This window comes from Leuconostoc palmae, assembly GCF_019656075.1.
GTDB classification, from domain to species: domain Bacteria; phylum Bacillota; class Bacilli; order Lactobacillales; family Lactobacillaceae; genus Leuconostoc; species Leuconostoc palmae.
Genome location: NZ_BPKZ01000006.1, coordinates 98,512 through 112,324, shown reverse-complemented (window position 1 = coordinate 112,324; position 13,813 = coordinate 98,512). Strand labels below are relative to the sequence as shown.

10 protein-coding genes are annotated in these 13,813 nt (G+C 31.9%); all 10 read right to left on the bottom strand.

The annotated features are described in order from the left end of the window. On the bottom strand, nt 1–2,150 hold a 2,150-nt coding region (locus K5Q12_RS04660), incomplete at its 3' end, for an Ig-like domain-containing protein (protein WP_220742553.1). 89 nt (nt 2,151–2,239) lie between these two features. Next, nucleotides 2,240–3,184, bottom strand: coding sequence for a helix-turn-helix domain-containing protein (locus K5Q12_RS04655; protein WP_220742552.1), 945 nt, complete (start codon nt 3,182–3,184; stop codon nt 2,240–2,242). A 30-nt stretch (nt 3,185–3,214) separates the two neighbouring features. Next, nucleotides 3,215–3,415 carry a hypothetical protein gene (locus K5Q12_RS04650; RefSeq protein WP_220742551.1) on the bottom strand — a complete coding sequence of 67 codons (201 nt, stop codon included), beginning with the start codon at nt 3,413–3,415 and terminating at the stop codon, nt 3,215–3,217. Nucleotides 3,416–3,419: 4 nt separating this feature from the next. Further along, nucleotides 3,420–4,439 carry a glycosyltransferase gene (locus K5Q12_RS04645; protein ID WP_220742550.1) on the bottom strand — a complete coding sequence of 340 codons (1,020 nt, stop codon included), beginning with the start codon at nt 4,437–4,439 and terminating at the stop codon, nt 3,420–3,422. Nucleotides 4,440–4,467: 28 nt separating this feature from the next. Then, nucleotides 4,468–5,805: an accessory Sec system glycosylation chaperone GtfB gene (gtfB, locus tag K5Q12_RS04640; RefSeq protein WP_220742549.1), complete on the bottom strand. Its 1,338-nt coding sequence runs from the start codon at nt 5,803–5,805 to the stop codon at nt 4,468–4,470. Beyond that, complete coding sequence (gene gtfA / locus K5Q12_RS04635) at nt 5,798–7,303, bottom strand: accessory Sec system glycosyltransferase GtfA (RefSeq protein WP_220742548.1); 1,506 nt, start codon at nt 7,301–7,303, stop codon at nt 5,798–5,800. Before gtfA ends, gtfB begins: the two co-directional genes overlap by 8 nt. Before the next feature lie 26 nt (nt 7,304–7,329). Continuing rightward, nucleotides 7,330–9,699 (bottom strand): accessory Sec system translocase SecA2, encoded by a 2,370-nt coding sequence (secA2, locus tag K5Q12_RS04630; protein ID WP_220742547.1) that lies wholly within the window; start codon nt 9,697–9,699, stop codon nt 7,330–7,332. Between the two features lie 86 nt (nt 9,700–9,785). Further along, on the bottom strand, nt 9,786–10,649 hold the full coding sequence (asp3, locus tag K5Q12_RS04625; RefSeq protein ID WP_220742546.1) for an accessory Sec system protein Asp3: 864 nt from the start codon (nt 10,647–10,649) through the stop codon (nt 9,786–9,788). 4 nt (nt 10,650–10,653) lie between these two features. Further along, nucleotides 10,654–12,222, bottom strand: coding sequence for an accessory Sec system protein Asp2 (asp2, locus tag K5Q12_RS04620; RefSeq protein ID WP_220742545.1), 1,569 nt, complete (start codon nt 12,220–12,222; stop codon nt 10,654–10,656). 2 nt (nt 12,223–12,224) lie between these two features. Further along, nucleotides 12,225–13,808 carry an accessory Sec system protein Asp1 gene (gene asp1, locus K5Q12_RS04615; protein ID WP_246570495.1) on the bottom strand — a complete coding sequence of 528 codons (1,584 nt, stop codon included), beginning with the start codon at nt 13,806–13,808 and terminating at the stop codon, nt 12,225–12,227. Nucleotides 13,809–13,813: the final 5 nt, after the last annotated feature.

Below are 13,813 nucleotides of genomic sequence, written 5' to 3'. Positions count from 1 at the left end.
GCACTGTCACTTGCAGTACTTGCTGAAGTACTTGTACTTGCACTGATTGAAGCACTGTCACTTGCAGTACTTGCTGAAGTACTTGTACTTGCACTGATTGAAGCACTGTCACTTGCAGTACTTGCTGAAGTACTTGTACTTGCACTGATTGAGGCACTGTCACTTGCAGTACTTGTTGAGGTGCTTGTGCTTGCTGAATTGCTTGCACTTGCAGTACTTGTTGAAGTACTTGTACTTGCACTGATTGAAGCACTGTCACTTGCACTTGGTATCACTGTCAATGTTGCTGTATTGGAAGTTAATTGTTTTGTAGTTCCATTGTATGTCACATTTACGTTGACATAATATTTATCACCATTATTTTGCATGGTGGTAGCTGGTGTAGTATATAACGATGAAGGGCCAGTGGCAACTACAGTATCGCGCCCACCAATTGCTGATTTTTTATGCCACTCATACTTTACACTTGCACCAGATGGGACGTTAACACCTTGGACATTAAATTGTGCACTATTTCGTTCTGTAACAGTTTGATTTTCTAGTCCTCTTCCAATAGTCAAATTGACAGAAGATGAATGACTCGTGCCATCAGGATTAGTAACAGTAGCTATTACTTGCACCTGCCCATTGTTGTTTCCTGCAGTTACTTGTCCATATTGATCCACAGTTGCAATTGATGGATTACTAGTTGTCCAGGTGACTTTTGATGTTGCGTTTGATGGGGTTGTTGTGACATGCGCATAGGTTGTTTGACCTGTACCTGACCACAAATAATTATTATCAAGTGATGCGATTATACCTGTTGCATTAACTTGTTGTTGCTCAACATTTACCGCTACTACTTGTGACCATAGCCATAGCGTTGATCTAAATGGTCTGTTTATTTGTGCTTGCAATTGATAATAATATTTGCCAGCAGTGGATTGAGTAGTCGTTAAAGTCGATGACGTTCCACCATTAACTGTAGACCACTGCCCCGTTACGGGATTGCGTACATACCACTGATAACTAGTACTATAGAAAGAAGGTGTTGTTTCTCCGAATAAACTGTAACTTTTATTAACAACAGTGTTTAAGCTTTGTGGTTGTTGAATAAAACCAGATCTCCAATACATGAACAAAAACCAAATTGGAGCTTTAGAAGGTTTATCATACTGAGGAGCTGTTGCTAACAATGCTGTGTGAGAATTTTTTAATGTATTTTTAAAATCCGCATTGTTAATTGACACTGAATTAATCAAATTATTCGCTGTGAGATATTTCACAACGCCTTCACTATTATTCTCTTTTGAGACACTCTTATACTGCGATGGTATATTAGAATGTTCATCTGTTGAATTACTTGAATCAACTCGCACAACCGCTCCTATTTTTTGAGCAGCATTACTAGCAGCTGTTTTTTCAGCTGTTGTCAAAATTGGCACAACGGCTGTTCGTGGCATTGAAATCACCAACTCATTGGCCTTTTGGTCAAAGGCAACTGTCTTGCCATCTTGCAATTTTGTTTGTAATTGTGCAACTTCTTGATTAACAGCTGCTGTTGTCTGATTAGCCACTGGTGCTGTCACTGGTGCGACAACTGTTGATGTCCCTAAAGTACTATTTTGTGTACTACCTGTAGTACTTTGCTTAACTTGATCAGTCGTACTACTCTTTGAACTATCATGTGATTGACTTTGTTTAACCGATGCTGAATCACTAACGGATGTTGAATCCTTCAATGATGCTGAAGTACTTGTAAAAGCTGATAAGCTAGTTGATTCACTCACCACTGACATGCTTTGTGAAACTGAAGCACTAGTTGATAGTGAATGACTATCTATTGCTGTTGCGACACTTGATGTCGAAGCAGCTGTCGTTGTACTTGCTGGGCTTGCACTTGCTGCTGTGTTAGCATTACTATTTGCGATACTTTTATCAGCTGGAATTGTTGCTGTTGTTTTGGTAACCAGCGTGTCACTTGTATTTTCCTTAGTGGTTCCTGATGTATCACTTGTTGTGTCAGCTGATACTGAGGTATTACCCACTAATTGTGACCCTACTAAGCCACCGATCATCGTCAAACCGGAGAATAGCCACTGTTTACCAGATTTATACATCTTGAATCGTGTTTTAGATTCTTGAGATCTGGCTAATTTTAATCTTTTCATATATCTTCCTTCAATGTAATTAGGTTATTATTTTCTATTTTAACTTTAATAATTACAGCAAATAAAAATGTCCCATTAATGGGACATTTTTATTTGCTGTAATTATTAATTAAATGATTTACTTTTTCTTCAAAGTTTTTATCGTTTAAAAATAAAATGTTGTTTACAAGCTTTTTTAATTTTATAACTGCATTATCCCTATCGTCCCAATTATCAATCATAATATGTGACATCTCATTTACAAAAGACATTTTCCAGTCATTAACACCGTAACTAACCATATTTAATTTTTGAAAACTTTCAAAAGACAATTTTTTATTGTCAGCATTAACTGCAATACAAAATAAATCAAATATTAAAAAAAATCTGTGTTTGGAACTAATTGTAAATTTTAAATTCCCGAGAATGTTTAATAATTCTGAAAAAAACGGAAAAACTCTCTTTGGAGACATATATGCCATTGTAACTAAAACTAATGCATCAATCGTTGTCCAAATATCTCTTATAAAAATTAAATTTATCAAGTGATCAAATAACTGATTAAATTCGTCATCACAATCTTCTTTAACGTAAAAAATACATAAATTTGAAAAATCTAATAATAATAAATACGGATCATTCTTCAAACTACTATTTTGATGTTTGACCAAATTATCCCTCAAAACAAGACAATTATCTTCAGTCAATAACAGTGCATTATAAGCTAACATTGCTGTTACTTGAATATATTCATCATTAGGCTGACCAAATAACGATAAAAACTCATAATCGGTTAAAACTAAAAGCTTTTGCATACTAATTAGTAGATCCATTGGTAAATCAATTTCATTATCCAGCCATCTGTAATATCGTGAACGACTTAATCCTATTCTTTTGGCCATATTGTTAACAGAAATATTTCTAGAACGTCTAATTTCTTCCAACCTTTCACGGTCAAAAGCAACATTTACCATATTTGTACTAATTTGCAAATCAAGTGAAGCAATATCTGGATAGATAGCATTTACACCAGAATAAAAAATTTTATCTTTCATAATCGTCATCCCCCAAAAACTGATTTCACATTACTTTAATTGCGAAACTAATGTGTACACAATTCCAAATAAAACAACTAGCCCCATTATTATTGTAAAAAAAAGTTGTGCCTTACCTAATCCTTTCTTTTTATTAGCACGTATTATATTTTCTTTTTCATAATCTATTTTAGTTTGTATATCTTCATTTAATATTGAAACTTTTTTATTTTTATCTTCATCATTCGACATCAAATTATATCTCCTTATCCGAAAAGCCCATTACGACTTGAAATTCGGCCATTGCTATAGCACGCTTTGTGTAATAACCATCAGATAATAATTTTCTAAAATTATTAACACTTATCAACATACTACGCATTTGTTTTTCATCTATTTGACTTAAACTCGTGTCAAGATCCTCAAGTGAATCAATAATAATACCCAAATTATATGTTACTACAATGTTAGCTATTGCTGTATTTTTCTTTACAATGACGGGCAAACCACTGGCCAAATATAAACTAACCTTGTGAGGATTATTATATTTAGCATAATTTTCACTATTTTCATAAGCATTTGTATTTGTATCCCAAGCTAATCCAAACCCCGCAGGTAAATTTTGAGCAACTGACTCAGGTGCGAGAGCCCCCATGTACTTTACTGAAGGTCCTAATTGAAAAGAAGGTTGTAATCCGTAAGCAATTACTGGTGTTTCATAATCCCATTTTTTTAAATACAAAGATTTATCCAAAGATCCAGCTATAATAACTTGCTTAGTAATTTCTTCTCGATCTAAAATTTTATCGTTAACAGCATAATCAAATATGTCTAGTGAAATAATGCTAGTGTTTAAACCACTATTTTTTAATACTTCAGCCATAAATTTATTATGAACAATAACAACTGAAAATCTATTCAAATACTTGATTTCATCGAACTTAGTATTGGAAGGAAACCTCAAAAATTCAATATCATGAACTATTGCAACCATTTTTGCGCCACGAACATCCATATGCTCTATGAAAAACTGTTCAAATCTGACACCATTATATGTTGGAAATTGGTAATATACTATATCGCCTCTTTTTACAGGTGCTGTGATACCATCAATGCGAGAATGTATTTCTTCTGAACGTTCATGTGCAGAATCATATCTAAAAATTGAAAGTTTTCTTAATCCAATTTCTTCTGCAAAGTTAGCAATGTCATTTTTAGCTTTGTATGTTGCACCCGCATCTTCAGCTTGAATAATGTCTGTAATCCACTTTTTCATATAATATACATCCTCTTTGATTTTAAAATTAAAAATTTTGTAAATGTTTATAATATAATTCTTGATTTCCTTGTATTCCAAACAGATTTTCTTGTTTCGCTAACGCTTCATCAAATGCCAAACTGTTGTCAGCTGTTTGTGAGATTTTATCAATCATCATTTGATAGTGATTATCAGAAAAAATATTGTTTTCAGAAACATAATTAAGATTATGGGCAACTGATTTTGCTGCAAAAATAAGCGTATGTGACAAGAATCCTTGTTTTAAAACATTTAAAACTTCTGTACCATCATTAATATCCAAAAGATAATCAGACTTATTAACAGAATTCAAAATATCATTTACCGTTGCAGCTGGTACAAGGTTAACATTGTGGTACATCTCAAAATGCATTAATTTTTGAGACATTTCAGTTAAGGCCATAATTTTAAATTGAATATTAGGAAGTGCTTCTACTAATTCTTGTAAATGCCAAATAGAATCTGAATTTGTGACAATTACCGCAGAGTCTTTTACCGTTTTTTTAGGTAATACAGAATGATACGCGTATAGTTTTCCCAGATAAGATACAATATTTTTTCTTCTTATATGAGTATTTTTTTGCAATTCTCGTATATCTGATTGTCTTTGGAAAAAGATACGTCTTGTATTAGAGTCATAATTGGTTAGAATATTCATCATGTTGCCTGGTATCCCTTGTGGCATAGGTTCATCCCAAATAAGTGCTGCCTTGACATCTTTACCAAGCTGATTAATAACAAATAGCGGTATGGACAAAGAATTATAAATAATCCGTTCGTAATCCTTTATCTCTAAATTATTTTTTATAAAGAAACAAACGAAATCAGTTACACTGGAAAATAATTGAGGGGATCGATCAGTATTTAGCAAAATTTGATCAGTTTGCAAATTATGAATAATAATTTCCTTATTACTTGGAGAAAAATACGATTTTTGCGTTGGTTTATTACCATGAAAATATGTTTTCGCAAATAAATGTCCAAATTTATTGTAATAATCTATAAACTTTGTTTCTCCAGAGTTATGCCACCATTCAACGCGCTCTACAACTCGTCCTTCATGATAAAAAATTTTCCCCATTATAGCATCATCATTATAAATTTCAGCCAACTGATCATTCCCTCTGATACCCCAAAATCTAGGGACTGGTACATCATTGAAAAATAGTGGCTTCCCATTGGTATTACTATAAGCAGAAGAATAAAAACTAAACGGTGAGATAATGTTCTCGTTCAGCCATCCGTTATCAAAAACTACAACTGACTTATTTTTGATATTTGAATCATTCAGAGACCATAATAAGTCCGAAGCTTTTTCATCAATATATTCAAATAAATTAATCATTGTTTTTTTCTCCCACTTCCTCTTCTAACAAGGTATTCCATAATGCTTTAATATTTTTAGACAAATAATATTCCGCTTTTTGATATGAATGTTTTTTTAGATTCGTATGCTCTGAAGTACCTAACAAACTTTTTATGCCTGACTGAAGTGATTGAATGTTATCTTGAATGTTAGCATTATATGAAACAAGGTACCCATTTTGAGATTCATCTATAAATTCTTGATTACCATATGGTACGTCAAACCCTACTATAGGGAGACCGGAGCCGATTGCCTCTAGTAAAGTTAAGCCAAATCCTTCACTTTGTGATGCAGAAACATAACCATAATAAGATTTGTAAATTTCAGTCAAATCTTGATGTCCTTTTAATTTAATAAAACTTTCAGCGTTATTTTCTTTAATCAGAGTTTCTAGAGTTGCTACTTCCCCACCTGTTCCAAAAATATCCAATGTAACGTTAGGTATAGTTTCATGAACTTTCAAAACAGCTTTTACAATCCAGTCCACATGCTTTTCGCTAGCTAAACGAGAAGCTGTCATTAATTGATTTTCAGTCCGACGATGCCTTTTACCTCTTAACTTATCTAAACTACCCACTGGAATAGCGTAAACTTTTGGATCAATATTTTCATAATGCTTAAACTGCTGTTCGAGGACTTTCTTTTGCTTTTTTGTAGCTGTAATAAAAAAGTTAATTTCAGAAGCATTCGTAAATTGATACTCATAAAAATTATTCCAAACAACATGACGCTCATCTGTCTGATTGGCACTATAGTGCTCAGCATGTATAACTACCCCAACTTTAGCGTCTCTTTTGTACTTGAAAACTGCAGGAGCAATATATTGTTCTCGATCTATAATTAATACATCACTACTAGTAAGTTTTAATTGACTAACAAAGTAATCCACAAACTCAAACTCAGAATATAAGATAACTGAATTAATCACATATGTTACGTCACCATGATCTATAATCTGTTCATAAGCTACAGTACCATCTTCATTAAAAAAAGTGCGTTTGAATAACTCTGCTCTGTTGTCTACAGGAACATAATATTCGGAAAAAGTCTTAGTATATGTGTAATGATCTTTCCTAATTAAAAAGCCATTTTTTACATAATCTATATAATCAATGTTGTTGTGAATTTGATCGAGTCCTACTCGTAAAAACGTGCCTTCCGATTCGTAGGTCACAACATCTGCAGTAATAACTTTATGGAAATCATCTAAATCAATTGTCTCTTCAAACATATCCAGTGAAAAGACCGATTTAGATGGTTTTAAATCAGTAAAGTAAAAATGAATGGGCATTACGTTGTCGATATCCATTCCTATTCTGTCTGCCATATCAAATATATTGCCATTTAGAATTAATTCTGCAAATACAAATTTAGAATTTATGCCTAATTGTCGAAAAACATTTTCCCTGTATGCTTGGGCGTACTCAACCCCACTACTAGCCCATCCTAATGCTAAATTAAAATTATAAACTGTCATATTAACTTCCCCCCTCTTTTCCTAGTCTATGCAAACTCTACTTCCACTGTCCCATCTTCTTGCAAAGCTAATTCACTAAGCATAAATCCTGACACGGATTGTTCATAGATCTTATTAATCATAATGTCAAAAGACTTTTTAGCTTCGATTTGATATTCATAAACCGGATTATGTTGTGCTAGATTTCTATTTGTGACAATTGTCTTCAGCTGCTGAAGATTATCAACTTCTTCAACCCATTGGGTATCTATGGCTTTCAGAATGATTAGTTTTTGAAAATATTTAAATTGAAAATCACTACTAATCTGATCTTTTTTCTGCATTAAACCTTTTTTGAAAAAATCTACTAAAAAATTTTGAATAGTTTTAGTATCAGTGTAATCAATTAGTCTAAAAGCTTCTGCATTCCGATCAAATTGATAGTCTAAATTATTGACAATAAAATTTAACAATGTATGACGATTAAATTTTGATGTACTAACAATTTTCGAAAACCATTCCTCAGCCATGCCAATCAGAATTTGACTATACTCATTTCCATCTTGTAAAAGAAAATTTCTTACCTCATACACTTTTTCACGTTGTATTCTCGAAACTTCATCGAACTCTAATGTCTGCATTCTAGAGGATTTATTTTGGCTCTCAGCACTTTTTTGCGCACGGTCAATTATCTTTTTAAATTTACGACCAGTTAGCTTAGAAATTTTTTTGTTTTTGTTTTTGTCAATGTACTTTTTTAACCATTGCGGTCCGTATTGTAAAAGTACCGTATCATCCAATGAAACAAAAAATTCACTGTGTCCTTTGTTACCTTGTCTACCAGAGCGACCACGCAATTGATTATCAATTCGTTTACTTTCCATTCTCTCAGTACCAATCACAACTAGGCCACCTAGATCATCAACTTCTTTGCTAATTTTTATATCTGTTCCTCTACCAGCCATAGCTGTAGCAACTGTAACTGCGCCCTTTCTACCAGCTTCTTTTATTATTTGAGATTCCAATGCAACATTTCGTGCATTCAAAACACTATGAGGAATACCTTCACGTAACAATATTCTTGAATATAGTTCAGACATCGTTACAGAACCACTACCAAGCAAAACAGGCTGTCCTTTTTCATGAAAATATTTAATTTGTTCAACAGAATCAATAATTTTACTTTCTAAATCAAAATATATACTGTCCTCTTTATCAATACGCTGAATAGGTTTATGCGTTGGCACAACAATCACATTCATGTTATACATATCTCGTAACTCTTCAGCATCTGTCTTACCAGTTCCCGTCATACCAGATAATTTTCTAAACATTCGGAAAAGATTTTGATACGTGATCGAAGCCATTGCTCGACTTTCAATTGTAATTTCTATATTTTCTTTAGCTTCAATAGATTGATGTATACCAGCCTGTAACTTAGTCCCTGTTAATTTCCTACCATTTGTAATATCTAAAAGAATAATTTCGCCATTTTCAACAACATAATCTTTATTTCTTTGATATAGAAAATGAGCTTTTAAAGCCAACATAACGTATCTATATAACTCCTCGCTCTCTTTCAACATAATGTTGTCTATACCAAAAAAAGATTCAGCATGCGTTATACCATTTTCGGTTAACCAGACATGCTTTTTTTCCTCATCTAACTCATAATCTTCGTTAATTTTTAAAGTTTCAATAAAGTAGTTAGTGACTTGATATAAATTTGATTGAACTCGAGGTGCTCCGGAAATAATAAGAGGTGTTTGAGCCATGTCTAGTAAAACAGCATCAATTTCATCTATAACTGCATAATTAAACTCTCTAATATTTTTGTCATCTTCATTTTCGGCTAGATTTTCGAATAAGTAATCAAATCCTAACCCAGAATTTGTTGTATAAATGATATCAGAACTATATATTTCTTTTTTATCTAAATCATCTTCACTTTGATTTTCTTCTGGAACCCCAGTGGCTACCTTAAGCCCTAACCACTCAAAAACAGGTCCAATTTCTTTAGCATCTCTTGCAGCTAAGTATTCATTAACTGTGATCAACATCACTCCACGACCTGATAAAGCATTCAAGTACAGAGGCATAGTAGCAGTTAATGTTTTTCCTTCACCTGTTTTCATTTCTGCAACGTTTCCACTGTGTAATATTATGCCCCCTAAAATTTGCTCAGCAAATGGAAACATACCTAATACTCTTCTATCTGCCTCTCTAACAGTGGCAAATGCATCAGGTAAAATATCATCTAATGTCTCCCCATTAACTAATCTTTGCTTTAGCTTTTTCGTTTGATCTTTTAATTGATTGTCACTCATTAATTGGTAGGCATCAGATTTTTTTTCAACTTTCTCTAAAATTTTGTAATATTTTTTTAGCGCTGAATTTGTTAATATTTTTTTGAACATATTTTTTCCTTACTCAATTAGAATAAATTACGCTCTTTCTTTAATATGAAAGTATTAGAAAAATAAAAAGATTTCATTAAAAACCATTACTTGAACCAATCTAATACTTTTTTTGTAGCAACGTCATTTAAATAATCTCCTGAATCAATCAATTCTCGAAAATTAGTGCAAACAGTGTATTCTTTTTTTGTACTAATTTGATCAATTATAATCGCCAAGATACTACTAAAAACATCATGTCCGACTAATTTTACACTTGGGGAAAGCGTATTGATATATTCCACCATATTTTCAATTGGTTGATAGTTATTGCTGTTTAACATGCTATCAATTTCCAAAAAATCTATTAAAGGGTTACAAACAAGCATACCATTCAAATTTGAAAATGTGAGAATCTGATTATGAAAACTGTTAAACGTAACTGATTCTTCTATCATTTGATTTCTATCACTTATAATGAGATTAGCATCAGCATCATAGGCATATTTTTGAAAATTATTAGTTGATTCAAATAACAATATTTTTTCAAACTTTAAAAATTGATTAGAGGCATTAACTATACTTATTTCATAATGTGTCGCTTCTTTTGGGAAAATAAATTCAATTATATTAGAGTCTGCAACAATTGAGTTAACTTTTTCATTTAAAATATTAAAAAAATCGAGTTGTATAAACACAGAATTTTCTGGAATCATAACACAATCAACAACCAAAACATAATGGTGACTAGATTTTAATAGGGGTAGGGCTGGTGAAAAACGAAAATTCGGATAATCTGTTTGAGAAAACCAAGTATGAATTTTAACTGCTTGAGCCATCAACGGGTTTTGATAAATCACTGATTTTTTGTCTATACTCAAATTAGCGCCATACTTGTATGTTTTACCATTACTTGTATCCCATATTATTTGAAAAGCATAGCTATTTTTTAAATTTATCATGTTAGACATCAGATTAATCTTTTCTCCTGAAATCATTTTTTAAAATATTTTTATATTGTTTAATAAACCACATGTTTATTGCATAACTATTGTCATTGTGCCTACCAACAAATCCCTTAGACAATACCATAGTCTCATCATTTTTAAAGAGATTGCGAATATCATTTAAAGCTGTTAAATCGTAATCATCATTTTTCATGTATGCCACACTAAATTTAGTGTTTCTAAAATCAGTATTCTTAAATTTGGTCCAGAATCGTTCATTCAATTTTTCAGCAGCATCTTTATCATTCCCACCCTCTGTGTTATATAGCACATCTAATGACGTAGGAAAGCCGCCCGGTCTAATTGTGTGTTCGTTTAATGCTACATTTCCAATATTAACTAATGGTTTTCCAACTACTACTGCATGTGGTTTCAAATCCGCAGCATAGTATAATGCACCAAATGTTCCCATGGACAAACCTGAAAGTATTAGTTCGTTTTCTGCAAAATTTAATGATGATAGGGTATCTTTAATGCTTTGTATAATACCATTTTCTAATTGCTCATTACCTAAATAAAAACCGCCACCCTCAATTCTTGGATCTGTTATAAGCAAATATGGTGCACCTAAATCTTGCATCATGAAATTCCCTTCAAATCCTTCGGCAGATCTGTACCCAGAAAAATAAACATTTAAAGGTGGCTTGCGATCCCCTGGGTTAAAATAAGTCATTATTTCTTGTTTTTTATGATCAACAATTCTTTTACCTTTAACAAAGAACGTTCCAAATTCTCCCCTAGATCGTCTTATATGTAACTGACCAATCTTCAATTTTCCTACACCTTTGGCACATACAGAGCAAAACAGAAAATCTCCTGCATCAAAATCAGATAATACATAAGGATTCTGAAGTTCCTTACCTTTTATTTCTATAACTTGTTTAATATTTTGTCCATCTTGACTAATACGTGATAGGTAAAGCATTACTTCTATAAAATCATCAGATTCATATTCTAACCATATTTCAATTATCTTATTTTTTTGAAAAACGTAATTATAGCGCCATGAGTGCAGCTGCCTAAAGTTTTGTGTATCAGTTAATTGAAAATCAACTGATACATGGCCGTTGACTAACACGGATTCGCTGTTTTCTGAATGACTTACTGTATTGTCAACTGATAATTTTGAACCTTCTTGCCCCGTAAAAAAGAACTTTAAAAGATACTCGATAAATGACGCACTATCCTTAACTGCGATACCTATTACTTCATACTGTTTAAGACGTTCTACTATTATCGAATTAGTAACTGTCAGCGAATCATATAAAATAATATAGTTTTTTACTGTTTGGTTTAAAATCGTATCCAGAATTTCGAAAGATTTATCTAGTTGGAAATCTAAATGACTCAGCAAAATATAATCAGGTAAAATTACCTTTTTTCCAACCGGCTTATCAAAATATATTTCCTGTGTATCTTTATCTTTTATTAACTCAGTATCATTAACGCTAATGAAACGAAATGCAACATCGTGTCTATTAATTTGCTTATCAAATAAGTCAATTGCTCCTATATTGAGAACTTTTATTTTCCTCATAATCAACCTCTTATTAACTCTATCCAACGTTGAATATTTTGTTTACCAGAATATTTTTCCATTAACGCAACATTGTAAACTAATGACTCATTCCAATGATATAAATCATCTAAATAGTAAGACAATGCATCTTTAAGATTAATAATTTCATCGATTAACAGACCGTTTTGTTTATCTATAACATATTCAGAATGAGTAACATTAACTTGTGGTATTCCTACACTAATAGCAGATAATTGTACAAAAACATCAGGAGCTGAATTTAAATCTAAAACTATTCGAGTATCCCTTAAGCCGTTAACGACATCATTTTCTGAAGTAATAAGAACCCCCTGTAAACGTTGCATCGTTGTAATTGCATCATTAGCATCTTTCCATTCTGATGTTTCGTCTAAACCAGAAAACTCTGTATTAGTTAATTTGTTTTCACTTTCATCATTTATTTTTTTAAAAACAGTTTGATAAACTAATGAATCTTCGTCAATATCAAAATGATCTTTAATTTTTCTAAACATCTGAGCCATAACTAATTCAATTTTGGCGTTTTCTTTGGAAGCAATCAATATTGATAATCTTTCTCTCTCAGATATTTCAGTTACAAGAAGATGAGCTACCTTTTCAATACTTGTTTGATCCATTTCATTTAAATACCAATAAATTTTTTGATATGGTGATGATTGACTTTCTCCCAATTTAAGTCTCGTATCAAACGGTGGTATCTCATTGATTTTGGTGATATGACTCTCTAAACCTAATTGTTGTAATTTTTCTTCCAATCTTTTTCTTTGAAATAGAGTATCCACAACCATAATATTTGCGATCTTTGTATACTGCACAAGATCATTTTCATTGTTTATATTAAACCGTTGATCAAAAAAAGAAATTAATGTTTTGTCAACACATTTTGATAGTTGAGTTAAATAAGTATTTTCTTTGCTAGCAGAAATAATCAAAGTTTTGTATTGAGAATTACTCCTAATATGCTCTTCAATTTTCTCAAGTATCAAATTATCAAGATTCTGATACAACTGGTGAGTGCCATTCTCAAAGCATACTGTTTGATTATTAATGAGATTGTACTCGATTTTAACGTTATGCTGTGCGTCAAAATAATTAACATTTTTGACATTTTCATCTTTATCAAAGAAAATACAACTAGATAAAAAAGATCTTTCATCAAAAACAGCCTGTCTTATTTTACGATTTTGAAAAAAGTAAGTTACACTAGCGATAAAACCAAACTCTGAAAAGAAGACCTTTGCATATAATTTATTTTGGACATAAATAATAACACATGAAGGTGTGTATATAAATCTGGCATTATCAGGAAATTTTAAATTTTCCAATTTTGTAGGTAATCCTACAACGTTACTATTACTAATTTGTAGCTCATCGAACACTGACCAATATTTAATATCATCTAATCCCTGTCTATTCAACTGATACCTAATATTTGGCAGATAGACGGGTATAATTAACTCAAATTCCACATCACTTTCTTGAAAAGTTCTAAGCTGATGAACAATATCATCGAAGTCAGTTGGTCCATTAGACATTGATTGCCAACTTGGTATGAAGTATATCAATACTA